Origin of the sequence: Pseudomonas wadenswilerensis (genome assembly GCF_900497695.1) — a bacterium.
Lineage (GTDB): Bacteria > Pseudomonadota > Gammaproteobacteria > Pseudomonadales > Pseudomonadaceae > Aquipseudomonas > Aquipseudomonas wadenswilerensis.
Genome location: NZ_UIDD01000010.1, coordinates 190,485 through 215,207 on the forward strand (window position 1 = coordinate 190,485; position 24,723 = coordinate 215,207).

Here is a 24,723-nt window from a genome sequence, read left to right on the forward strand (position 1 = left end):
TCTGGGTAGCGGCGTAGGTGGCCCGGATCGATCCACGGCCCGCAACAATTGCCGCTTTGAATCGGGCGGCATTTCAAGGGCTACGTTCGATTTACCTTCACAGCTCATCGTTTCGCCTTCGGCCTCCTATGGCACCGTGGTATATCGGACCAGCGTCAGCGGGCCCCAGTTTCGGGTGACATGCCCGAGCAGCCACCAAAACAATTATGGCTATACGACACCACTGAGTTACTCGCACGAACAATATTATCGCACCAACGTACCAGGTCTCGGCATTCGAATCTTTTTGCGAGAGACAGGCCCTGGAGGCCCCAACAGCACGTATATGAGCTGGCCTCGTGGAGTGTCTTCACACCCTGCTGGCCGTCATCATGTCACTCCAAGCTACGATATAGAGCTGATAAAATTATCGAACGGCCCGGTCAGCGGTACCCTCCAACTTTCCGCCCAATTGGCGACAGCAGTCACAACGCCCATCACTGCAGCTGAGCTGAGACCTTCGCGCACCACGGTTGCTATCATCTCGCCTAACCCGACTTGCTCGGTCGATAACGGCTCAGGAAGCATTCCGGTATTTTTGGGTGACCACCCCCGCAGGAACTTCAACGGCATCGGCTACGTAACCAACGAAGTCCCCTTCAACATTAACCTCAACTGCTCGGGCGGATCATCGGGCGGCAGCCTGAACATTCGTTTCACTCTCTTGGACGCCCACTCTCTGGGTAACAGGACCCAAGCTTTGAGCTTGGCACCTGGCGCAAGTGCCCATGGCGTTGGCATTCGTATTCAACGCAATCTGAACGGTACTCCTTCGATCGTTACACTGGGCACGGTACAAACTGCCGGAACGGTCTATCCCGGTACCTCGCGCCATGTGATCCACCTAAGCGCCCAGTACATTCAGCAAGTAGCGCCGTCACAAATACGCCCCGGCTGGCGCCAGGCCGGGCCACGTTCGCCATTACCTACGATTGATCATCTGCACACACAAAAAAAAAGCCAGGCATTGGCCTGGCTTGTTGATTCTCGTACCTCAGAACGGCATCTTGAAACCCGGCGGCAACTGCATGCCGGCGGTCATGCCGCCCATTTTTTCCTGGCTGTTGGCTTCGACCTTGCGCACGGCGTCGTTGACGGCGGCGGCGATCAGGTCTTCAAGCACTTCCTTGTCTTCCTGCATCAGGCTGTCGTCCAGGCTGATGCGCTTGACGTCGTGACGACCGGTCATCACCACGCTGACCAGACCGGCACCGGATTGGCCGGTCACTTCGGCGTTGGCCAGCTCTTCCTGCATCTTGGCCATTTTTTCCTGCATCTGCTGAGCCTGCTTCATCAGGCCGGCCATGCCACCTTTCATCATGGGGATCACCTCAAATATTAGGTTACGGGGTGCGGCGCGGGTCAGGCCCGGGCCGCTGCTGTTTATCCGTTACTCGCCCTGGGCAACCGGGGCGTCGACAGGTTCAATCGTATCGTGGCGGACCATGGCGCCGAACTGCTGGATCATCTGCCGGATCAGCGGATCATCCTCGATCGAGGCCTCGGCCTGACCCTGACGCTCGGCCCGTTTGCGGGCTGCGGCCTGGGCGGGGGTTTCCTGCTCAGGGCGAATCAGCTCGATGGTCAGTTTGAGCGTGCGGCCCAGGTGCTGGTTCAACGCGTCGTTCAGGCGCCGCTGTTGCGTGCTGTTGAACAGGGCGCTGTGAGCCGGGTCCAGGTGCAGCAGCCAGTCGTCGCCTTCGGCGCTGATCAGCGTACAGTTGGCGGCGATATTGCCGGTCATCCCGGAAATCGGCAACTGCGGGAACAATTCCAGCCATTTCAGCGCCAGGCCCGTGGCCGGTTGCGCGGCGGGCAATGGCTCGGCAGGCGGCGCGTCAACTTCGTTGGCATGTTCGATGGCCAGCTCATCCAGATAACTGTAGCTGGCCGGGTCCATTTCTGGCTCGTAATAGTCTTCGTCCAGCGGCGGCTCGTCGTCGCGATCCATGCCGGCCGGGCTGTAACCAATACCGTCGTCGTGCGCGGGCAGGTCCTGTGGCGCAACTTGCTGAACCGGCGCAGGCGCAGGCGGCTCTACGGCAACCGGCGTGGCCTCGACTTCAGGTTCGCAGGCGACAGGATCGTTCCAGGGCAGGTCGACAACCGGCTCAGGCGCCGGGGCCTCGACCGGCTCGGGTACACGTTCAGGCGCTGGCTCTGGTTCGGCAACAGGTTCAGGCTCGGCAACCACTGGCGCTGGCGCCGCAACCGGTGCAACAGCCATGACCGGCGCAGCCTGGGTGGCGGCTGCCACCGTGCTTGCAGAATCAGCTGTGGCCTGGCTGATCCCCACCGGCTTTAGCACCGGTTTCGGCGCATCGTCGGTATCGGCGGGGCGGAACGCCAGCATCCGCAGCAGGACCATCTCGAAGCCACCACGCGGATCCGGCGCCAATGGCAGGTCGCGTCGACCGATCAGCCCCATCTGGTAGTAGAACTGCACATCCTCGGACGGCAATGCCTGAGCCAGGGCCAGGACCCGATCGCGATCACCCTGACCGTTATCGACCGCCTCCGGCAGTGCCTGGGCAATGGCCACGCGATGCAGCACGTTGAGCATCTCGGCCAGCACGCCATTCCAGTCCGGCCCCTGTTCCGCCAGGTGCCGAACGGCTTCGAGCAAGGCCCGGGCGTCCCCTTCGAGCAGGGCCTGCAGCACGCCATACACCTGGCCATGATCCAGGGTGCCGAGCATCGCCCGCACATCCGCTGCCAGTACCTTGCCTTCACCAAAGGCGATGGCCTGGTCGGTCAGGCTCATGGCATCGCGCATGGAGCCGTCGGCTGCACGGCCGAGCAGCCACAGGGCATCGTCTTCAAAGGGTACGTTTTCGGCGCCGAGCACATGGCTCAGGTGCTCGACCACCCGCTCGGGGGTCATGTTCTTCAGCGAGAACTGCAGGCAACGGGACAGAATGGTCGCTGGCAGTTTCTGCGGATCGGTGGTGGCAAGGATGAACTTGACGTAGGGCGGCGGCTCTTCCAGCGTTTTCAACAAGGCGTTGAACGAGTGGCTGGAGAGCATGTGCACTTCGTCGATCAGGTAGACCTTGAAACGCCCACGGCTCGGTGCGTACTGCACGTTGTCGAGCAACTCGCGGGTGTCTTCGACCTTGGTGCGGCTGGCGGCGTCGATCTCGATCAGGTCGACAAAACGCCCCTCGTCGATTTCCCGGCACACCGAACAGGTGCCGCAGGGCGTCGAGGTGATACCGGTTTCGCAGTTAAGGCACTTGGCGATGATCCGCGCGATGGTGGTCTTGCCCACGCCGCGGGTACCGGTGAACAGGTAGGCATGGTGCAGGCGTTGGTTGTCCAGCGCGTTGATCAAGGCCTTGAGCACATGGGTCTGGCCGACCATTTCGCGGAACGAGCGCGGACGCCATTTACGTGCAAGAACCTGATAACTCATCGAAAACCGTCGCGACTGCAAGCTGAAGACCGCTAATCGTAGCGGAGCGGGGGCAAAATTGCACCCTGCCGATATCAACCGCGGATGAAGACATCTGGGGGAGCCCGCACCACACGGTTGGACTCGCAGGCACGCAGGCAACTAAACCGGCTGCGGAGAAATACTGGCTGCGGAGGAATCCGCGGGCGGGTGTTCGAACTGGGGGGGGGGAAATACAGAGTGCCAACAGGCATGATGGGTGGCAACCCCACCAGCCACACCCCGGCACACAATGTCACCGCTGCGGCTGCTCCCTTCCAGGCCTGACCGGGTTCACGGTTGATCGTTGCGGGGGGACCGATGGGGTCACCATAACGCAGCTCATCTGGCGACGAGCCGCGCCATTGTAACGGCATCAAGCCAAGTTACAACCTTTAATTGCTAAAAACTCATCATTACTCAATGACTTGGCGCTCGGGCAAAGCCGGCAGCGCCTGCAACGTGCTCAGTAACGCCTGCACCCAGGCACGCTGCAGGCGGCTTCTACTGCATTTACCCTTGTAGGTGACGCAGGCTTGTAACATCCGCCAGGTCCCGTCCCACCGCCTCTTCGCTCAGGCTCTGGATCAGTTCGGCGGTTTTTTCCTGAAACACCTGGAAGAGGCTCGAGTAGCCGGCGTAGTACTCGGCATCGCTGATCGAGGCCCGACGCTCTTCCAACGCCTGCTCCTGTTGCTCCAGCGAGTTACGCAGGGCAAGGAATGCCGGGGTGTCGCGCTGGCGCAACCAGTCGCACCAGAAGTCCTGCATGCCAAGGTACTCGGCCAGCGCCGCGGGCGTTTCGGCAGCCTGTATCGCCTGCCTGGCCGCCTCGATCTGCTCGGGGCTGATCATCTCCAGGTCCGGGAACAACATGGCCGATGGCTGCCCCGGCAGGTCCAGAGCTTCGGCCAGCCTGACCCGATATCCCAGGCTGACTTCCACTTCCTCGACATCGCGCCAGCGCCCCTGGGCGCTTTCCCGCCGCTGCCTGATATCGTCCAGCACCACCTTGTCGAGCTTGTCCAGGCGGAACAGGCCCTTGCCCAGACGCAGCAGCCGGGCGGTCACCTGGGAGTTCTCGCTCGCCGCCAGGGCCTGAAAGACCTGGACCTGGATTTCCAGGTAGCTGAAGTTCAGCGCAATACTGTTACCGCAGGTACGCGGATGGCCCGCCAGCCTGAACAACTTGGCACGCAACTGACTGTCGGCGCTGGCAGCATCGATCATGCGCCAGACCCTGTCGAACAACTCGGTGCGCGCCACGTCGTACTCGGCGGTCATGCTCAGCTCGCCCAGGATACGGAAGAACTCCTGGCTACCCGCCTCCTTGCGCAAGCTGAACCACTTCACCTCACGCTGGCGTGTCAACGCTTCGTTGTCGCCCCGGGTCCAGAACAGCTCCGGCCCGATCTCGTTCGACTCGACCAGGCCACCCAGGTTGATTCCGGTCTGCTGACGATAGGCCTCGATTTGCGTAGTTGTCGACGCCGACAGCGGGTTGTCCTGCAAATACAGGGCACGCGCCGGGCGCGACTGTGACTGGTACAGCGTTTCAGGCAGCTCACTCAACTGGTTGTCACGCAGATCGGCCAGTTCCAGCCGCGTCAGTTCGACGTAGCCTTGCGGAAACGCATCGATTGAGGTGAAACGCAGGTTCAGGCTTCGCAGGCCGGTGAGGCCGGTCAGATGCGGAGGCGTGCCCAAGGGGTTGTTACTCAGGTCAAGCACCTCCAGCCGGCGCAGATTGCCCAGGATACCCGCCGTTCGTTCGGTCAACTGTATGTCGTTATCGGCGCAACGCAGCTCTTCGAGGCGGGTCATGTCGATAATGATGGCGGGCAGTTCCGTGAGCCGGTTACGCCCAAGCTCGAGCACGCGCAGCTTGCTGAATGCATCGAGAAAACCGTTGGGGATGGCCGTCAGGCCAGTATTTTTCAGCGACAGGCGCTGAACATGGCTGAAGTCCACGCCAAGCGGGAACAGCGGCGGCGAACCCAGGTCGGCGCCTTCAAGGTCCAGGCGGTAGCCGCGCAGCTCGCCGGTATCGCCGAATTCCCGAGGTGTCTGCCGGCGCCAGGCCATGATGAGCGTGTCAGCCACACGCTGACGCCGCCGCTGCATGCCACTGGAGTGCGGCCCAGGACGATCCTGCACCCACTCACTCAAAGACTCGCGCAAACTGGCCAGTTCCTCGGCTTTCTCCCTGAGCAGCCTGGGCACATCGACACTGGCCATCGACAGGCCTTGCAGGTAATCGGTGAGTTCAGCATCCGTGAGCCGCGGAAACAACTGCTTGGCCTGGTCGCGATAAAACTGCCATTGCTCGTCCGCTGCACCGCGGCCACTCAAGGGATAGCCGACCCGCCCATCGGCCAGGCGCACCGGAGGCCTGAACCGGTCCTCCAACAATACCTGGCCACTCAGGCGTCGGGCGCGATTACGGTCGGTATCGGCCAACTCCGCCAGTGCCTGAGCCAGTGATTGGCCATCCTCCTGGCGCACGCCCTCTGGCAATAACGGGTTCAACATTGTAAACAGGTCGGTATCGCTCCCCTCCTGCCCCTCGATGCTGAAATGCCCCTCGGCACTTTTGACCACGGTGCGCACCTGGCCCGGAAGGTTTGTTCCGGCACTTGCCAGCAGCACGCCGGCACTGTCCTGGCCGTGCAGTTCGATGCGCAAGCCGGAAGGCCAGCCAGGCAGATGTTCGAGCAAACCGAAGACCAGTTGGTCGAACCGGTGATCGCGCCGCCAGGGCCATTCGAAGCCCTGGCGGACACACAGGAATCGGTACTGACTCAGTTGCCTTCTGGCGCCTTGGGCTATTGACAGGGGCACCCGTGCCTGACGATGCATGCGGGCGACCAGATCCTCGCGGGCCTGGCCCAGAAGCTCTTCGGCCATTCTTACCGGCAAACCAGGAAAATCCCGCCTGAGCAAGCTGCTTTCCTGCACAGCCGGTTCAGCCCGCCTCTGACAGAAATCGAACAGGGCCTGACGTTGCCCCTGCGCTTCGGTCGCCAGTAACTCACAGAATTTCTGCTGCGCCAGCGTGTCGAGCGCCTCGGCTTCGATGCCCAGTTGCTCAAGCTGCTGCTCGCCCAGCGCATCCCGCAACACCGTCAACAGCAGCGAATCCTGTGCGGCCTGGATGCGCGGCGTCAGTTGCGGGTCCCAACCCGGGAGATGCGGCAAGAGGAAAATCGCCATGGCGTTATCGCTGACAGTCGTCGTCCCAAGCGCCGCGATGAATCCGCTGATGTCCCTGTCCAGACGCCAGTGCACGCAGGCCTGGCGCAATAGAGCCGGTACCGGTGCGTTGTCCATGTGCAATTGGCAGAGCTGCGCCGCATCGACGTCGGCCCAGCGCAATACGCGGGCAATGTCCGCATCGTCCATGCCCTGGGCCAGCGGCCCCAGTCGGCGAAAGGCATAGCGGGCCGAAGACCACTCCCAGGGGCGCTCCCATTGATGCCGCCAGGCCCCTTCGCCATTGTGTTCAAGCCTGGGCTTGAAGGCTTGGGGACGTTCAGGGTGGACAATCTGCCAGGAACCACCGGCGCCATCTTGCTCGACGCGGTAGGCATGACCTTCGATAACCACATGATCATTGCCATGGGCCAGCAAGCGCCCGCGCTGATCGATGGCTGCAGGCGTCACTTCAAGGCGCTGGCGATAGGGCTCGAGTTCCGGACTCCAGAGTTGCAGGGAGCGGTCGAAGCGTTGCACCGGCCGCAAACTCTGAAAAAAGCCGTGCTCGTTCACCCATCGCCCGACCTTGTGCGCCGCAAGCCCGAGCACCGCGCCTACGGCGATGGTTTCAACCACGCCAAGCAAGTGCTCCATGGCCTCATCGGTCCTGTCCTCGCTCCAGTCCTCGATACCGTGGTACACCTCGGACATCAGGTCATAGGCGGTATAGGCCAGCATCGCGGCATTGAGCACCGGGACGAACAGCGATACCAGATTGAGCACCTGCAAGCCGACGCTTTCCAGGGTTTCCAGCAGTTGCTGGCGTTGCTGATGATCGACCTGCGCCGTCGGTACTGCCAGCACCAGGCTGTCCTGGCGCCGCTGCAGGCATTGGCGCCGGACCAGTTGCTCGAACAGCTTGCCACTGAGCGGTTGTTCCCGGACATGCCCGTCGATGCCGCTTTCAAGCTTGTTGTTCAGCACTGCCTGCTCGGTCAGCGGCGCGTGGCGCAACAGGGCCTGCCTGAATGTGGTGTAGATCAGCTGGCGGGAAAGCGCGGTAACCATGAAGGGTAAATCAGCGTACTCATGCAACTCGCCCGCAGCCCCTTGCGGTACATAGAGCACCCGCTTGCGAGACACCGGGTAAGGGTAAAGCGACTGCGCCTGGCGAAACACCAGCACGCCCTCCAGCACATGACCATGCAGCACCAGCTGGCAGCATTCGAGCGGTTGCAGGTCGTAGGGCACAGACTGCTCGCCATTGCTGACCGCCAGCAGCATCTGGTAAGCCGACCAACTGATATACCCACGCATGAATGCAACCTGTGCCGAGAGTTCCAGATTGGCCGCTTTGGTGCTGGCCAGGGTCGACAACACCGATGCGCTGGGCTCTCCGGTCCAGGTACTGCCCGGCTGCCCTGGCGCCAGCACCGAGGCGAGATGTTCCTGGTAACGGCGGCCGATATCGACTTCCCGGCACAGGGCGATAAAGTCAGAAGCCGCGATGGCGCTGATCTGCACCTGGGCAAGGTGCACTTTCGACCCTGGTGCCGACTCGACGGCGTCCGCTTGCGCAGCGGTAAAATTCTGCAGGGCCATGTGCAAAAGGCTGCCCTGCTGCCACAGTCTGGAGACCCGCTGAAGGTTCGAAGGCGACCCGATCTGCGCCGATAAATACCAGGTGTAATGATCGAGCTGCACCTGCGTCACATCGACAGACACGCGAAAACGCTGGATCAGTTTCTCGCTCAGCAGCGAGATCGCAAACCGCTCCAGCGGCTCGATCCGTTGCATGACCTGCCTGGCCGCGCGCCCGGCCTTGTGCGCCTTGCTCAGGCTGCGACTGTAGGATTGACGGGTGGAGAGATCAGCCTTCAACAACCATTCGGGGCAGGCGCGTGCCAGGGTATCGAGATTGCTCTGCCGATGACTGTGTTCGGCATCCGGGTCGGTTTTCTGGCGGGCGCGGGTCATGCTGTCCTCCTGTCAGTGATGGCTTCACAAAAGACACGAGGCTATTGAATTGTCCTGCAGCAGCTGCACTACATAGCTATGCCACCGGCGCCAGTTGACAGTCGGCAATGCGCAGATGAATGAAGTGCAATTTGGCCACCACCGCCGACGGCAGCACAAACGGATAGAAATCCACCTGGCCCATGCTGCGCGACAACTCATTGAGCATCGCTGACAGCTCGACCCAGGCATTGATAAAGGCGAGAAAGTCTTTTGCCCCGGGGTCATCCGGGCGGTACAGGTCTTCACGGGTGAAAGGCGGGAAGTCCAGCTCCAGGCTGCTGGCATTCATGCCCAATGCCAGCGCGGTGTCGACGGCATCGGTCATGTGCAGGTAATGCGCCCAGGTTTCGGCCCAGTCTTCCCACGGGTGCATGGTCGCGTAGGCACTGACATGAGCTGCGGCCCAGTCGCTCGGCGCACCTTGCTGGTAGTGGCGCTCCAATGCCTCGCTGTAGCTTTCGCGCTCGTCACCGAACAGGTCGCGAAAGCCGTCGAGCCAATGGCTGTCGGCAATCAAACGGTCCCAATAGTAGTGACCGACTTCATGACGCAGGTGGCCCAGCAAGGTGCGATAGGGTTCGTGCAGTTGCACCCGCACCCGCTCGCGCCAGTCATCATCGGCCTCGCGCACATCGAGGGTGATCAGGCCATTGGCATGACCGGTCACTGGTGCGTTGCCCTCAAGATCGACGCCGATGAAATCGAACGCAAGGCCCGGGCCACCCTCCTCGCCTTTCGGCTCCACCGGCAAGCCCAGGTGCAACAGCTGCGCGGTCAGCCGGCGCTTGGCGGTTTCCAGCTTGCGCCAGCGTAGGTGGTTGTCAGCGATGGAAAGGTCCGGAATGGTCCGGTTCAGGCGACAGGCCAGGCACAGGCTATCCGGCTCGCGGTCGGCCAACAGCCAGTTGCAGGCAGCCGGGGTATCGAGGTTGGCGCAACGCCGCAGCGGCCCGGCCTCAGGCTCGCCATCGAGCAGCCAGAGCCGCGCAGCAGGCCCGGGCAAGAGGCTCGCCACCCGGTTGCTCGGCGGCCAGTAGCCCAGCGCCGATTGGCAGGCCAGGCACTGGCTGTTGCGAAAGAACACCGACTGCCCGCATTGGCACTGCCAGACCCGATCCGGGCGCTGCTGCTGGCTGACAAAGGGCGCCGCGATCCTGGCGCCCAGCTGTTCGAAAAAACGGTACATGGCGATCCCTCCTGGCTGCTTGCCAAGACTAGACCATGGCGACCGCTGCGAGTGCCGTGTTTACACCTCGATGCCGTGACCGGCCAGGAAGCCGACGAAGGCATCTTCATCCAGCACCTTCAGGCCCAGGTCATTGGCCTTGGCCAGCTTGGAACCGGCACCGGGGCCGGCGACCACGCAGTGGGTTTTAGCCGACACGGAACCGGCCACCTTGGCCCCGAGGCTTTCCAGCTTGTCCTTGGCTACATCGCGGCTCATGCGCTCCAGCGAGCCGGTCAGCACCCAGGTCTGGCCGGCCAGGGGCAAGCCTTCGGCGACTTTCTTCTCGCTCGACCAGTGCATGCCGAAGTCGCGCAGCTGCGCTTCGATGGCCAGGGCCAGGGCAGCGTTCTCCGTCACTTGGAAGTACGCACGCACCGCTTCGGCCGGCTTGGCTGCCAGGGCCTGGCGCAGGTCGATGCCGTCGGCAGCGATGATCTTCTCCAGGCTGTCGAGCTTGGCCACCAGTTTCTCGGCGCCGGTCGGCCCGACCGAAGGAATATCCAGCTTGGCAATCAACCCGGCCAGCGTGGTGCTGGCAGCGAATTCGGCGCTCAGCTCACCTTCGTCCTGCAACTGCAGGCCGCGCTCGAGCAGTTGGGCGATCACCGTCCGGTTGTGTTCGTCTTCAAAAAAGCTATGGATCTCGTGAGCGACTTCCAGGCCGATATCCGGCAGGTAGGTCAGCACCTGCGGCAAGGCTGCCATGACCCGCTGCAACGAGCCCAGGGAACGGGCCAGGACCTTGGCCGTCTCCTCGCCCACATCAGGAATGCCGAGCGCATAGATAAAGCGCGCCAGGCCGGGCTTCTTGCTGGCTTCGATCGCTGCCAGCAGGTTGTTGCTCGACAGCTCGGCAAACCCTTCAAGGTCGACGATCTGCTCGAAGGTCAGCTGGTACAGGTCGGCCGGTGAACGGATCAGGCCTTCATCCACCAGTTGCTCGACGCTCTTCTCGCCCAGCCCTTCAATGTCCATGGCCCGGCGCGAAACATAGTGGATAATCGCCTGCTTGAGCTGGGCGGCGCAGGCCAGGCGGCCGACGCAGCGGTACACGGCGCCTTCGCTGACGGTCTCCTTGCCTTTGCTGCGCTTGACCAGCTGGGTGCGCTCGACCTGCGAGCCGCATACCGGGCACTCGGTGGGGATGTGCACAGGGCGCGCATCCTCGGGACGGCGCTCGGTGACCACCTGCATCACCTGCGGAATTACATCACCGGCGCGGCGGATGATGACCATGTCGCCGATCATCAAGCCCAGGCGCGCCACTTCGTCCATGTTGTGCAAAGTGGCGTTGGACACGGTCACACCGGCGACCTTGACCGGCTTGAGCCGGGCCACGGGGGTTACCGCACCGGTACGACCGACCTGGAACTCGACATCCAGCACTTCGGTCAGCTCTTCCATGGCGGGGAACTTGTGGGCAATCGCCCAGCGCGGCTCACGGGCCCGGAAGCCCAACTCGCGCTGGGAGGCGAGGCTGTTGACCTTGAACACCACGCCATCGATCTCGTAAGGCAGGTCGTTGCGCCGTGCGCCGATGTCGCGGTAGTACTCCAGGCATTCAGCCACGCCGGCGGCATGGCGCAACTCGCGGCTGATCGGCATGCCCCAGGCCTTGAGCTGCTCCAGGGTGCCGATATGGCTGTCCGCAATCGGCGCCGAGACCTGGCCGACGCCGTAGCAGCAGAATTCCAGCGGGCGGCTGGCGGTGATCTTCGAGTCCAGCTGGCGCAGGCTGCCGGCAGCGGCGTTGCGCGGGTTGGCGAAGGTCTTGCCGCCGGCCTCGATCTGCGACCGGTTGAGGCGCTCGAATCCGGCCTTGGACATGTACACCTCGCCACGCACCTCCAGCACCGCCGGCCAACCCTCGCCCTGCAACTTGAGCGGGATGTTGCGCACGGTGCGCACGTTGACGCTGATGTCTTCACCCGTGGTGCCGTCGCCACGGGTTGCGCCCTGCACCAGTTGGCCGTCGCGGTACAGCAGGCTGACCGCAAGGCCGTCGAGCTTGGGTTCGCAGCTGTAATCAACTGCGGCGCCGTTGCCGAACAGATCGCCGGCCGGCAGGTCCAGGCCTTCAACCACACGGCGGTCGAATTCACGCAGGTCGTTTTCCTCGAAGGCATTCCCGAGGCTGAGCATCGGCACTTCGTGGCGTACCTGGCTGAACGCCGACAGCGCCGAGCCACCGACGCGCTGGGTCGGCGAGTCAGCGGTCACCAGCTCCGGGTGTTCGGCTTCCAGGGCCTTGAGTTCGTTGAACAGGCGATCGTATTCGGCGTCAGGCACGCTCGGCTCATCGAGCACGTAGTAGCGGTAGTTGTGCTGATCGAGCTCGGCACGCAGTTCAAGAATTCGGGATTCGGCGGTCATGGTGTGTAATCTCTTGCAAAGCAAAAGAGCAGCCGTGGCTGCTCTTTGGGGCATGTCTGAACTATCAGTTGCGTCTTCATCGCCGGCAAGGCCGGCTCCCACAGTGGGAGCCGGCCTTGCCGGCGATGCTCTTAACGTTTCTGGGTCAACGCCCGGCGCTCGAACTCGACGATGCGCTGGCGGTAGTGCTCGATGGTTTGCGCGGTCATCACACTGCGCTGGTCATCCTTGAGCTCGCCGTTGAGTTCGTGGGCCAGCTTGCGCGCTGCCGCCACCATCACGTCGAAGGCCTGCTTGGGATGACGCGGGCCTGGCAGACCGAGGAAGAAGCTCACCGCACGGGTGCTGAAGTGGTCGATGTCATCGAGGTCGAACACGCCCGGCTTGACCGCGTTAGCCATCGAGAACAGTACTTCGCCGTTACCGGCCATGCTTTCGTGACGGTGGAAGATGTCCATTTCACCGAAACGCAGGCCGCTTTCAAGGATGTTCTGCAGCAATGCCGGGCCCTTGAAGCCACCTTCATCGCGGGAAATCACACTGATCACCAGTACTTCTTCAACCGGTGGCAGGTCTTTGTCCGGCACAGAACCGTAGCCGCTGGTTTTCGGGCTTTCGTCCGGGAAGTCATCGTCGGCATTGCCGAACAGATCAGGCTCACGCGGTTCGGCGGCCAGGTTCAGGTCGCCCTGCTGGGGCTCGTTGCCGCGCTTGTTGCGCTTGTTCTTGCCGACCTTGGGTTCACGCTCACGGTCACGCCCGGCACTCATCGACGGCAGATCGTGCTCGTCCAGCGCAGGCTCTTTGTGGTTATCGAGCACGCGGGGCTCGCCGATCACTTCGGTGCCACCACTGCTGCTGTCATCGTCCGGCAGGTTGGAAAAGCTGCGGTCCAGACGGAATTTCAACTTGCCCTTGCCGCCGCGCATGCGGCGCCAGCCGTCAAAAAGAATACCGGCAATGACAATAATGCCGATGACGATCAGCCACTCGCGCAGACCGATTTCCATGTAATCCCGTGCCTCTGTAAAAAATGCTGAAAAATAAAGGGTTTAAACCCCTTTAAAACGTGGCGCCAACTCTATGTTCTGACAGGCGTTTTACCCACGCAAAAAAATAAGTGACATTAAGCTAGCACGACCAAAGATAACTTTACACCGTCTGTCGCAACTGACAGGGCCATTTACCGCAGGTTCACGCCTTATTGCCTCGAATCAGGCGTCGACCATGGCCATCGCCTCCTCCACATCCACCGCCACCAGCCGTGAACAACCCGGTTCATGCATGGTCACGCCCATGAGTTGATCAGCCATTTCCATGGCGATCTTGTTGTGGGTGATATAGATGAACTGCACCGTCTGGCTCATCTCCTTCACCAGCCGGGCGTAACGCCCGACGTTGGCATCGTCCAACGGCGCATCGACTTCATCGAGCATGCAGAACGGTGCCGGGTTCAACTTGAAAATGGCAAATACCAGGGCCAGGGCGGTCAGCGCTTTCTCACCGCCCGAGAGCAGGTGAATGGTGCTGTTCTTCTTGCCCGGTGGCCGCGCCATGATTGTCACCCCTGTATCGAGTAGATCTTCGCCCGTCAGTTCCAGGTAAGCGCTGCCGCCACCGAAAACTTTTGGGAAAAGTGCCTGTAATCCGGCATTTATCTGATCAAAGGTATCCTTGAAGCGGTTGCGGGTTTCCTTGTCGATCTTGCGAATGACGTTCTCGAGGGTGTCCAGGGCTTCGACCAGGTCGGCGTCCTGGGCATCCAGGTAGCGCTTGCGTTCGGACTGCTGCTGATACTCGTCGATGGCCGCCAGGTTGATCGCCCCCAGGCGCTGGATACGCGCGTCGATGCGCTCGAGCTCCTGTTCGGCTTCCTCCTCGCTGGCCTGTTCGCCCAGGGTCGCCAGTACCCCGTCGAGGTCGTAGCCATCGGCGTGCAACTGCTCCTGCAGGGTTTTGCGCCGCACGCTCAACCCTTGCCATTCCAGGCGGTGTTGCTCCAATTGGCCACGCAGCAGCTGCGACTGCTGTTCGGCCTGGGTGCGGCGCTTCTCGGCGTCGCGCAGCTCGCGGTCGGCTTCGTCCATGTGCAGGCGCGCCTGACGCATCTCGTCATCGACGCTCATGCGTTTTTCCAGCAGCTCTTCGAGCTTGAGGCGCAGCTCTTCCAGCGGCGCCTCGCCCTCCTCCAGGTTCAGGGTCAGCTGTTCGCGCTTCTCGCTCAGGCGCTCGGACTGCAGCTCCAGGCGCTCCAGGGCCTGGCGGGTAGAATCGTGCTGGGCCTTTAACGAGCCCAGGCGCACAGCCAACTGGTGGGCGTGATCCTTGTGCTGACGGGCCTCCTGGCGCACCCGGTCGAGGCGCTCGCGCAGGCTGTCGCGCTGGGCCAGGAGCAACTCGCGCTGCTCGGTGTCCTGGGCCATCAGGTCGAGGGCTTCCTGCAGTTGCAGGCGCGACTCGCCGAGGTTTTCGTGTTCGATGCTGCGCTGCTCAAGCAGCTCGGCAAGCTCTTCTTCCAGACGCTGGCGGCGCAGGCTCAACTGCTCGGCGCGGGCCTTGCCGGCCGAGAGCCTGGCGTTGAGTTCGCTTTGCTGGCGGGCTTCGTCCTGGGCGCGGCGGCGCAGTTGCTCGCGGCGCTCTTCGAGTTGCTGCTGCTGTTCGCGCTGCTCCTGCAGCCTGGCTTCCAGCAGCTCCAATGCGGCTTCATGTTCTTGCAGCTCTTGGCCCAGGCGCTCCAGCTCCTGGCCGCGGGCCAGTACGCCACCCTGGGCATCGCTGGCACGGCTGACGCGCAAAAAGTGCCGGCCAACCCAGTAACCGTCCCGGCTGATCAGGCTTTGCCCGTCTGCCAACTGAGCGCGCAGGGCCAGGGCCTGTTCGAGGCTGTCTACCGGTTTGACCTGGCCGAGCCAGGGCGCCAGATCGATGCGCCCTTCGACCTTGTCGAGCAGGCTGCCGGGAATGCGCACGCCTTCGCCACGGCTGTCGAGCAGGCGCAGTTCGCCCTGTTCGAAGGCGCCCAGGTCCAGCCCGTTGAAATCGTCGACCACTACTGCCTGCAGATCGGCGCCAAGCACGGTTTCCACCGCCAGCTCCCAACCTGGCTCAACGCGCAAGCCTTCGGCCAGGCGCGGACGCTGTGCCAGACCTTGCTCACGCAGCCATTGCGCAGTGCCGGTGCCGGGGTCGAGCGCCGCTTGCTGCAGGGCTTCGAGCGAAGCCAGGCGACCGCCCAGGCGCTGCAACTCGCCCTGGGCTTGTTGCTGGGCCTGAACGGCCTGCTGCAATTGATCACGCAGGGCTTCGAGCTGCTCGACCACCTGCAGCTCGTCTGTCTGTAGCGCTTCGAGCAGCATTTCGCTGGTCGCCAGTTGCTCGCCCAGTTCAAGGATTGCTGCGTCTTCCGGGTCGGCACTGAGCTGATCGCGCTCTTCGCCGAGCTTGCGCTGGCGCTCGGCCAGGCGCTCGAGGCTGGTTTCCAGCTGCTGGATACGCGCCTGCTGCACTTCGGCCTGGCGCCGCGGCTCGGCCGAGCGGGTGTTGAAACTGTCCCACTGCTCCTGCCAGCCGTGCATGGTGGTTTCGGCATCTTCCAGGGTGGCGGCGGCCTCTTCGGCGGCGGCCAGGGTCATCTCCTGCTCGGGCTCGAGCATTTCAAGCTCTTCACCCAGGGTGGCGAGCATCGTACGGTCGTGGCCCAGGTGCGATTCGGTTTCGAGCCGCGCGCGCTCGGACTCTTTCAGGTCATCCTGCAACTGGCGCAGCCGTTGCTGACCGTGCTGGATACTTTGCTCGACCCGGGCGATATCGCCGCCGACCGAATAGAAGCGCCCCTGCACCAGGTTGAAACGCTCGGACAGCTCATGGTGGCCATCACGCAGGCGCTCGATGCTGGCATCGGCATTGCGCTGTTCGGCCACCAGCGCCTCGAAGGCGACTTCCTGGTCGCCGATCACCGCTTCGCGCTGGCCCACCTGATCGTTCAGGGCCTGCCAGCGCAGGGCCGCCAGTTGCGCCTTGAGCTGACGCTCTTCGGCTTTGTATTCCTTGTACTTCTCGGCGGCCTGGGCCTGGCGGTGCAGGCGTTCGAGCTGGCGCTCCAGCTCTTCGCGCAGGTCGGTCAGGCGCTCGAGGTTCTCGTGGGTGCGGCGGATGCGGTTCTCGGTCTCGCGCCGGCGCTCCTTGTACTTGGAGATACCCGCCGCTTCTTCGATGAAGTTGCGCAGGTCTTCGGGCTTGGCTTCGATCAGCTTGGAGATCATCCCCTGCTCGATGATCGAGTAGCTGCGCGGGCCCAGGCCGGTGCCGAGGAAGATATCGGTAATGTCCCGGCGCCGGCATTTGGCGCCGTTGAGGTAATAGGTGTTCTGCCCGTCGCGGGTCACCTTGCGGCGAATGGAAATTTCCGCATAAGCCGCGTATTCACCGACCAGGGTACTGTCGGAGTTATCGAACACCAGCTCGATGCTGGCCTGGCTCACCGGCTTGCGGCTGGTCGAGCCGTTGAAGATGACGTCGGTCATCGACTCGCCACGCAGGTTTTTGGCCGAGCTTTCGCCCATCACCCAGCGCACCGCATCGATGATGTTGGACTTGCCGCAGCCGTTGGGCCCGACCACGGCCGCCATGTTGCTGGGGAAGTTGACCGTGGTTGGGTCGACGAACGACTTGAACCCGGCCAGGCGAATGCACTTTAAGCGCATGCTCAGGCAGTCGCCAGCGCCGCCAGCACCAGCTCGCAGCTGCGCTGGCAGTACTCGGCCAGCACCGTGCGGATGCGCAGCTGGTCACGGGCCACCACGGCCTCGAGCAGGTTGGCAAACAGCACCAGGAAGTCGTTCATATTGGCCTTGCGCTGGTCCAGTGCCAGGTAATAGGCACGACTCATGGCCGGCTGCAGGTTCTCGACGGTTTCCTGCAAGTAGGGGTTGTCGGCGAACGGATAGGCAGCGCGCATCACCGCGAAGCTGTCTTCGACGAAGGTACGGATGTCCTGACGCTCAAAAGCGCTGGTCAGTCGCTGCTGGATCTTGAGGAACGGCAGCAGGTCAGCGTCATTGCGCCAGTGCTGTGCCACGGCGTTGCCGAGCAAGGTGTACAGCTCGCCCATCAACGTGCACAGGCTGCGCACGTTGTGCTCGTCGAGCTCGGTCACGTGGGCACCACGACGCGGCAGGATGGTCACCAGATGGCGGCGTTCGAGGATCAGCAGCGCCTCGCGCACCGAACCACGGCTGACATTCAACGCCTGGGTAACCTTCTGCTCCTGGATACGTTCGGCAGGCTTGAGCTCGCCGCGGATGATCCGCTCGGCCAGGTAATGGGCAATTTGCTCGGAGAGGCTGTCCGGCGCCTTGAACGTCATGGTTTTCCTTCAAAATCATTGAACTGTGCACAAGCGCCGAATTGTAGCGCACTTGCCCCCGCGCCGCGCAGTGGCCATATAGCAGAAGTTGGCACGATTGGCGCAAAAGATTCGGATCCCACAGAGCCAACTATGCTCATAACAGAGCACCTGTGAAAGGGCGGAAGCGCCACGAGAAATTTCCTGACCCGAAGGTCAGAAAAATGTTGACCTGAAAATCAAGTCTGCTTACAGTCCGCTCAACAACAATAAGTCGCTTGTGAGGCCTTCCCGTGATCCAGTTTCTACTTAACCAGGAGCTGCGCAGTGAGCATGCCCTGGACCCCAACCTGACCGTGCTCGAGTATCTTCGTGAACACCTGGGCAAGTCCGGTACCAAGGAAGGCTGCGCCAGCGGCGATTGTGGCGCCTGCACCGTGGTGGTCGGCGAGCTGGCCCAGGGCGAGGACGGCCGCGAGCACATCCGCTACCGCAGCCTCAACTCGTGCCTGACGTTCGTCTCCTCGCTGCACGGCAAACAACTGATCAGCGTCGAAGGCCTCAAGCACCAGGGCAAACTGCACAGCGTGCAGCAGGCCATGGCCGATTGCCACGGCTCGCAATGCGGCTTCTGCACCCCGGGCTTTGTCATGTCACTGTTCGCCCTGCAAAAGAACAGCGATGCACCCGATCTGCACAAGGCCCAGGAAGCCCTGGCCGGCAACCTCTGCCGCTGCACCGGTTACCGGCCGATCCTGGCCGCCGCCGAGCAGTCCTGCTGCCAGGCCAAGCCTGATCAGTTCGACAGCAGCGAAGCCCAGACCATCGCCCGCCTCAAGGCCATCGCGCCGGGTGAAACCGGTGAGCTCAACAGCGGCGACAAGCGCTGCCTGGTGCCGCTGACCGTGGCCGATCTGGCCGAACTCTACGGCTCGCACCCCGAAGCCCGGTTGCTGGCCGGCGGCACCGACCTGGCGCTGGAAGTCACCCAGTTCCACAAGACCCTGCCGGTGATGATCTATGTCGGCAACGTCGCCGAACTCAAGCGCATCGAGACTCAAGGCCAGTACCTGGAAATCGGCGCCGCAACGCCGCTGACCGATTGCTACGACGCCCTGAGCGCCGAGTACCCGGATTTCGGCGAGCTGCTGCACCGTTTCGCCTCGCTGCAGATCCGTAACCAGGGCACCCTTGGCGGCAACATCGGCAACGCCTCGCCGATCGGTGACTCGCCACCCCTGCTGATTGCCCTGGATGCGCAGATCGTTCTGCGCAAAGGTGAAAGCACCCGCACCCTGGCGCTGGAAGACTACTTCATCGACTACCGCATCACCGCGCGCCAGGAAAGCGAGTTCATCGAGAAGATCATCGTGCCACGGGCCCGTGCCGACTGGGCGTTCCGCGCCTACAAGGTGTCCAAGCGCCTGGACGACGATATCTCGGCGGTGTGCGCGGCATTCAACCTGCGCATCAGCAACGGCGTGGTCGAGGCTGCGCGCATTGCCTTCGGCGGCATGGCGGCGATCCCGAAACGGGCCCGCGCCTGCGAAGCGGCACTGGTTGGCAAGGCCTGGAACCAGGCCAGCATCGAGCGCGCCTGCCAGGCCCTGGCCGAGGACTTCACGCCACTCTCGGATTTTCGCGCGAGCAAGGAATACCGCCTGCTCAGCGCGCAGAACCTGCTGCGCAAATACTTCATTGAACTACAAACGCCGCACATCGAGACTCGGGTGACCGCTTATGTCTAACCATCACGTCGCCAAAAGCCAGGCAGAGCTGGCCGAACTGTTCAGCCAGGACCTGACCACCGGGGTCGGTCGCAGCCTCAAGCACGACAGCGCCGACAAGCATGTGTCAGGCGAAGCGGTGTACATCGATGACCGCCTGGAATTTCCCAACCAGCTGCACGTGTATGCGCGCCTGTCCGACCGCGCCCACGCCCGGGTATTGAGCATCGACACCAGCCCCTGCTACGCCTTCGAGGGCGTGCGCATCGCCATCACCCATGAAGACGTGCCGGGCCTCAAGGACATCGGCCCGCTGCTGCCCGGCGACCCGCTGCTGGCCATCGACACCGTCGAGTTCGTCGGCCAGCCGGTGGTTGCCGTCGCCGCCCGCGACCTCGATACCGCGCGCCGCGCAGCCATGGCCGCGATCATCGAATATGAAGACCTGGAACCGGTGCTGGATGTGGTCGAGGCGCTGCGCAAGAAACACTTCGTGCTCGACAGCCACACCCACCAGCGTGGCGACTCGGTCAGCGCCCTGGCCAGCGCCCCGCATCGCCTGCAGGGCACCCTGCACATCGGCGGCCAGGAGCACTTCTACCTGGAAACCCAGATCTCCTCGGTGATGCCCACCGAAGACGGCGGAATGATCGTCTACTGCTCGACCCAGAACCCCACCGAAGTGCAGAAGCTGGTGGCCGAAGTCCTCGACGTGCCAATGAACAAGATCGTCGTTGACATGCGCCGCATGGGCGGTGGTTTCGGCGGCAAGGAAACCCAGGCGGCCAGCCCCGCCTGCCTGTGCGCAGTGATCGCGCACCTCACCGGCCAGCCGACCAAGATGCGCCTGCCGCGGGTCGAAGACATGCTGATGACCGGCAAACGTCACCCGTTCTACATCGAGTACGACGTCGGCTTCGATGACAACGGCCGCCTGCACGGCATCAACTTCGACCTGGCCGGCAACTGCGGTTGCTCGCCGGACCTCTCGGCCTCGATCGTCGACCGCGCCATGTTCCACGCCGACAACGCCTACTACCTGGGCGACGCCACCATCCATGGCCACCGTTGCAAGACCAATACCGCCTCGAACACCGCCTACCGCGGCTTTGGCGGCCCGCAGGGCATGGTCGCCATCGAGGAGGTGATGGACCATATCGCCCGCCACCTGGCCCTCGATCCGCTGGCGGTGCGCAAGGCCAACTACTACGGCAAGACCGAGCGCAACGTCACCCACTACTACCAGACCGTCGAGCACAACATGCTCGAAGAGATCACCGCCGAGCTTGAAGCCAGCAGTGATTACGCCGAGCGTCGCGAATCGATCCGCCGCTTCAACGCCAACAGCCCGATCCTGAAAAAAGGCCTGGCGCTGACCCCGGTGAAATTCGGCATCTCGTTCACCGCCAGCTTCCTCAACCAGGCCGGCGCCCTCGTGCACATCTACACCGACGGCAGCATTCACCTGAACCACGGTGGCACCGAGATGGGCCAGGGCCTGAACACCAAGGTGGCCCAGGTGGTGGCTGAAGTGTTCCAGGTTGATTTCCAGCGCATCCAGATCACTGCGACCAACACCGACAAGGTACCCAACACTTCGCCGACTGCCGCCTCCAGCGGCGCCGACCTGAACGGCAAGGCGGCGCAGAATGCGGCCGAGATCCTCAAGAAACGCCTGACCGAGTTCGCCGCACGGCAATACAAAGTCAGCGAGGAAGACGTCGAGTTTCGCAACGGCCACGTGCGCGTGCGCGATGAGATCCTCAGTTTCGAAGCGCTGGTGCAGCAGGCCTATTTCGCCCAGGTCTCGCTGTCGAGCACCGGCTTCTACAAGACCCCGAAGATCTACTACGACCGCAGCCAGGCGCGTGGCCGGCCGTTCTACTACTTCGCCTTCGGTGCAGCCTGTGCCGAGGTCATCGTCGACACCCTGACCGGCGAATACAAGATGCTGCGCACCGACATCCTGCACGACGTCGGTGCCTCGCTGAACCCGGCCATCGACATCGGCCAGGTCGAGGGCGGCTTCATCCAGGGCATGGGCTGGCTGACCACCGAAGAGCTGGTGTGGAACGCCAAGGGCAAGCTGATGACCAACGGCCCGGCCAGCTACAAGATCCCGGCGGTGGCCGACATGCCGGTGGATTTGCGCGTCAAGCTGGTGGAAAACCGCAAGAACCCGGAAGACACCGTGTTCCATTCCAAGGCCGTGGGCGAACCGCCGTTCATGCTCGGCATCGCTGCCTGGTGTGCGATCAAGGATGCCGTGGCGAGCCTGGGCGATTACCGCGTGCATCCGCTGATCGATGCGCCGGCGACGCCGGAGCGGGTGCTCTGGGGTTGCGAGCAGATGCGCAAGGCAGTGGCGGCGCAGCAGCCTGCTACCGAGGTTGAGACAGTCGTTCCGTAGGGCGCCTATCGCGGGTCAAGCCCGCTCCTACAGGGGGACTACTGTGGGAGCTGGCTTGCCAGCGATGAGGCCAGAACAGGCACCGTAGAGGTAACTGAATAATGCACACCTGGATCAACGCCCTGTCCGACCTGCAATCTCGCGGCGAGCCCTGCGTATTGGTGACCATCATCGAAGAACGCGGCTCGACGCCACGCAATGCCGGCTCGAAAATGGTCGTCAGCGCCGAGCAGCTGTTCGACACCATCGGCGGCGGCCACCTGGAATACAAGGCCATGCACATCGCCCGGCAGATGCTCGCCGAGCGCCGTGAAGCGCCGCACCTGGAACGCTTCAGCCTCGGCGCCAGCCTCGGCCAGTGCTGCGGTGGCGCCACCGTGCTGCTGTTCGAGCCGATGGGTCAGGTGCAGGCGCAGATCGCCGTATTCGGCGCAGGCCATGTCGGCCGCGCTCTGGTACCCTTGCTCGCCGCCCTGCCCTGCAAGGTGCGCTGGATCGATTCGCGCGAGCAGGAATTCCCCGAGAGCCTTCCCGCCGGGGTCAGCAAGATCGTCAGCGAAGAGCCGGTGGATGAAGTCGATGAGCTGCCCGCCGGCAGCTACTGCATCGTCATGACCCATAACCATCAGCTGGATCTGGAACTGACCGCGGCGATCCTCAAACGCAATGACTTCACCTGGTTCGGCCTGATCGGCTCGAAGACCAAACGCGTCAAGTTCGAGCATCGCCTGCGTGAGCGCGGCTTTGCCGAGGAGCGCCTGCAACGCATGCGTTGCCCGATGGGCATCGCCGAGGTCAAGGGCAAGCTGCCGATCGAGATCGCCGTGTCGATCGCCGCGGAAATCATTGCCACCTACAACGCCAGCTTTGGCCAGCACAACAACGCTGTCAACGCCGGCCCCATTGCCCAATTGCTGCCGCCGTCACGGCGCAGCCAAGCCATATGACGAGAGCCCTATGAGCGCAACCCGCAAAGCCTACCGTGCCGCCATCCTGCACAGCATCGCCGACCCTGCCGAAGTAGGCGTCGAAGCCTCCTATCAGTATTTCGAAGACGGCCTGCTGCTGATCGACGACGGCAAGATCAGCGCCCTGGGCGATGCCCGCGACCTGCTGCCGACCCTGGCGGCTGACATCGAGGTTGAGCATTACCAGGATGCCCTGATCACCCCGGGCTTTATCGACACCCATATCCACTTCCCGCAGACCGGCATGATCGGTTCCTACGGCGAGCAGTTGCTGGACTGGCTCAACACCTACACCTTCCCCTGCGAGAAGCAGTTTGCCGACAAGGCGCATGCCGACAAGGTCGCGAAGATCTTCGTCGAGGAACTGCTGCGCAACGGCACCACCACCGCCCTGGTGTTCGGCAGCGTGCACCCGGAATCGGTCAATGCCTTCTTCGAAGAAGCCGAGCGCCTGGACCTGCGAATGATTGCCGGCAAGGTGATGATGGACCGCAATGCCCCGGACTACCTGACCGACACCGCCGAGTCCGGCTACATCGAGAGCAAGGCGCTGATCGAGCGCTGGCACGGTAAGGGCCGCCTGCACTACGCAGTGACCCCGCGTTTTGCACCGACCAGCACCCCGGAGCAACTGACCCTGGCCGGCCAGCTGCTGGGCGAATACCCCGACCTGTACATGCACACCCACCTGAGCGAAAACCTCAAGGAAATCGACTGGGTCAAGGAACTGTTCCCGGAGCGCAAGGGCTACCTGGACGTCTACGATCACTTCAAGTTGCTCGGTCAGCGCTCAGTGTTCGCCCACGGCGTGCACCTGTGCGACGACGAATGCCAGCGCCTGGCCGAAACCGGTTCGGCCGTGGCCTTCTGCCCGACTTCCAACCTGTTCCTCGGCAGCGGCCTGTTCAACCTGCCGCAGGCCGAGAAGTTCAAGGTCAAGGTCGGATTGGGCACCGACGTGGGCGCCGGTACCAGCTTCTCGCTGCTCAACACCCTGAATGAAGCCTACAAGGTCATGCAACTGCAGGGCGCGCGCCTGAGCCCGTTCAAGTCACTGTACCTGGCGACCCTGGGCGGCGCCCGGGCGCTGAGCCTGGATGACCGCATCGGCAGCCTGCAGCCGGGCAACGATGCCGACTTCCTGGTGCTCGACTACAAGGCCACGGCGCTGATGGACTACCGCATCCAGCAGTCGAACAGCATCGACGAGACGCTGTTCGTGCTGATGACCCTGGGCGATGACCGCACCGTCAGGCAGACCTTCGCTGCCGGGCGCTGCGTGCATCAGCGCTAAGGCTCGCGGAACAGCCCCTTGTACAGCGCGCCGCCGATCACTGCCCCGATCAGCGGCGCCACCCAGAACAGCCACAACTGCTGCAGTGCCCAGCCACCGACAAAAATCGCCGGGCCCGTGCTGCGCGCCGGGTTCACCGAGGTATTGTTGACCGGAATCGAAATCAGGTGGATCAGGGTCAGCGCAAGGCCGATGGCAATCGGTGCAAAGCCTGCCGGGGCACGGCTGTCGGTGGCGCCCATGATGATCAGGATGAACATCGCGGTCATCACCACTTCACTGGCAAAGCCTGCCGCCAATGAATAACCGCCGGGGGAATGCTCGGCATAGCCGTTGGACGCCAGCCCTGCCGACAACTCGAAACCGGCCTTGCCGCTGGCAATGAAGTAGATCACCGCCGCACCGAGAATTGCCCCGATCACCTGGGCGATGACGTAGGGCAGCAGGTCCTTGAGCGGAAACCGCCCACCCACCACCAGCCCGACCGACACCGCGGGGTTGAGGTGGCATCCGGAAATATGGCCGATGGCGAAAGCCATGGTCAGCACGGTCAGGCCGAAGGCCATGGCCACCCCGACCAGGCCGATGCCAATGGGGAACGACGCGGCGATCACCGCACTGCCGCAGCCACCCAACACCAGCCAGAACGTCCCGATCAGTTCAGCACCCATGCGTTTGCTCAGGGGCATCGAC

At 62.9% G+C, this 24,723-nt stretch carries 13 protein-coding genes, 1 other RNA gene and 1 pseudogene; 5 read left to right on the forward strand and 10 right to left on the reverse strand.

From position 1 onward, the window contains the following. Positions 1–325: 325 nt before the first annotated feature. Positions 326–922: pseudogene (locus CCOS864_RS28795) on the forward strand (fimbrial protein); the annotation flags it as partial. Positions 923–1,033: 111 nt separating this feature from the next. On the opposite strand, the gene CCOS864_RS19725 reads toward CCOS864_RS28795, so the two are convergent. The 9 genes from CCOS864_RS19725 to CCOS864_RS19765 all read right to left on the reverse strand — a co-directional run bounded on the left by CCOS864_RS19725 (position 1,034) and on the right by CCOS864_RS19765 (position 17,652). Then, a complete protein-coding gene (locus CCOS864_RS19725) occupies positions 1,034–1,360 on the reverse strand; it encodes a YbaB/EbfC family nucleoid-associated protein (protein WP_010226011.1) in 327 nt (108 codons plus the stop codon). Positions 1,361–1,429: 69 nt separating this feature from the next. Beyond that, positions 1,430–3,454 (reverse strand): DNA polymerase III subunit gamma/tau, encoded by a 2,025-nt coding sequence (gene dnaX, locus CCOS864_RS19730; protein WP_115087990.1) that lies wholly within the window; start codon positions 3,452–3,454, stop codon positions 1,430–1,432. A 245-nt stretch (positions 3,455–3,699) separates the two neighbouring features. Beyond that, positions 3,700–3,796, reverse strand: an RNA gene (gene ffs, locus CCOS864_RS19735) — signal recognition particle sRNA small type. Positions 3,797–3,985: 189 nt separating this feature from the next. Then, positions 3,986–8,644 carry an NEL-type E3 ubiquitin ligase domain-containing protein gene (locus CCOS864_RS19740; protein WP_115087991.1) on the reverse strand — a complete coding sequence of 1,553 codons (4,659 nt, stop codon included), beginning with the start codon at positions 8,642–8,644 and terminating at the stop codon, positions 3,986–3,988. Positions 8,645–8,720: 76 nt separating this feature from the next. Next, a complete protein-coding gene (locus CCOS864_RS19745; RefSeq protein ID WP_115087992.1) occupies positions 8,721–9,872 on the reverse strand; it encodes a zinc-binding metallopeptidase family protein in 1,152 nt (383 codons plus the stop codon). A 60-nt stretch (positions 9,873–9,932) separates the two neighbouring features. After that, positions 9,933–12,287, reverse strand: a complete 2,355-nt coding sequence (ligA, locus tag CCOS864_RS19750; protein WP_115087993.1) for an NAD-dependent DNA ligase LigA — start codon at positions 12,285–12,287, stop codon at positions 9,933–9,935. 131 nt (positions 12,288–12,418) lie between these two features. After that, positions 12,419–13,297: a cell division protein ZipA gene (gene zipA / locus CCOS864_RS19755; RefSeq protein ID WP_115087994.1), complete on the reverse strand. Its 879-nt coding sequence runs from the start codon at positions 13,295–13,297 to the stop codon at positions 12,419–12,421. Positions 13,298–13,501: 204 nt separating this feature from the next. After that, positions 13,502–16,990, reverse strand: a complete 3,489-nt coding sequence (gene smc / locus CCOS864_RS19760; RefSeq protein ID WP_115087995.1) for a chromosome segregation protein SMC — start codon at positions 16,988–16,990, stop codon at positions 13,502–13,504. 2 nt (positions 16,991–16,992) lie between these two features. Beyond that, positions 16,993–17,652 (reverse strand): GntR family transcriptional regulator, encoded by a 660-nt coding sequence (locus CCOS864_RS19765; protein ID WP_115087996.1) that lies wholly within the window; start codon positions 17,650–17,652, stop codon positions 16,993–16,995. Positions 17,653–17,924: 272 nt separating this feature from the next. On the opposite strand from CCOS864_RS19765, the gene xdhA reads away from it, so the two are divergent. From xdhA to guaD, 4 genes are all read left to right on the forward strand, one after another. After that, on the forward strand, positions 17,925–19,379 hold the full coding sequence (gene xdhA, locus CCOS864_RS19770) for a xanthine dehydrogenase small subunit (protein ID WP_115087997.1): 1,455 nt from the start codon (positions 17,925–17,927) through the stop codon (positions 19,377–19,379). After that, positions 19,372–21,768 carry a xanthine dehydrogenase molybdopterin binding subunit gene (xdhB, locus tag CCOS864_RS19775; RefSeq protein ID WP_115087998.1) on the forward strand — a complete coding sequence of 799 codons (2,397 nt, stop codon included), beginning with the start codon at positions 19,372–19,374 and terminating at the stop codon, positions 21,766–21,768. Before xdhA ends, xdhB begins: the two co-directional genes overlap by 8 nt. 101 nt (positions 21,769–21,869) lie before the next feature. Next, entirely contained in the window at positions 21,870–22,715 is an 846-nt protein-coding gene (xdhC, locus tag CCOS864_RS19780; protein WP_115087999.1) for a xanthine dehydrogenase accessory protein XdhC, read from the forward strand. A 10-nt stretch (positions 22,716–22,725) separates the two neighbouring features. Next, entirely contained in the window at positions 22,726–24,030 is a 1,305-nt protein-coding gene (gene guaD / locus CCOS864_RS19785; protein ID WP_115088000.1) for a guanine deaminase, read from the forward strand. Here guaD and aqpZ read toward each other — a convergent pair. Further along, entirely contained in the window at positions 24,027–24,719 is a 693-nt protein-coding gene (aqpZ, locus tag CCOS864_RS19790; RefSeq protein WP_415842462.1) for an aquaporin Z, read from the reverse strand. The two genes, guaD and aqpZ, sit on opposite strands and share 4 nt — an antisense overlap. Positions 24,720–24,723 lie beyond the last annotated feature (4 nt).

Excerpts from the sequence above, each read along its gene's own strand:
- CCOS864_RS19725 (WP_010226011.1), bottom strand. The coding sequence starts at position 1,360 with ATGATGAAAGGTGGCATGGCCGGCCTGATGAAGCAGGCTCAGCAGATG.
- dnaX (WP_115087990.1), bottom strand. The coding sequence starts at position 3,454 with ATGAGTTATCAGGTTCTTGCACGTAAATGGCGTCCGCGCTCGTTCCGC.
- CCOS864_RS19740 (WP_115087991.1), bottom strand. The coding sequence starts at position 8,644 with ATGACCCGCGCCCGCCAGAAAACCGACCCGGATGCCGAACACAGTCAT.
- CCOS864_RS19745 (WP_115087992.1), bottom strand. The coding sequence starts at position 9,872 with ATGTACCGTTTTTTCGAACAGCTGGGCGCCAGGATCGCGGCGCCCTTT.
- ligA (WP_115087993.1), bottom strand. The coding sequence starts at position 12,287 with ATGACCGCCGAATCCCGAATTCTTGAACTGCGTGCCGAGCTCGATCAG.
- zipA (WP_115087994.1), bottom strand. The coding sequence starts at position 13,297 with ATGGAAATCGGTCTGCGCGAGTGGCTGATCGTCATCGGCATTATTGTC.
- smc (WP_115087995.1), bottom strand. The coding sequence starts at position 16,990 with ATGCGCTTAAAGTGCATTCGCCTGGCCGGGTTCAAGTCGTTCGTCGAC.
- CCOS864_RS19765 (WP_115087996.1), bottom strand. The coding sequence starts at position 17,652 with ATGACGTTCAAGGCGCCGGACAGCCTCTCCGAGCAAATTGCCCATTAC.
- xdhB (WP_115087998.1), top strand. The coding sequence starts at position 19,372 with ATGTCTAACCATCACGTCGCCAAAAGCCAGGCAGAGCTGGCCGAACTG.
- xdhC (WP_115087999.1), top strand. The coding sequence starts at position 21,870 with ATGCACACCTGGATCAACGCCCTGTCCGACCTGCAATCTCGCGGCGAG.
- guaD (WP_115088000.1), top strand. The coding sequence starts at position 22,726 with ATGAGCGCAACCCGCAAAGCCTACCGTGCCGCCATCCTGCACAGCATC.
- aqpZ (WP_415842462.1), bottom strand. The coding sequence starts at position 24,719 with ATGCCCCTGAGCAAACGCATGGGTGCTGAACTGATCGGGACGTTCTGG.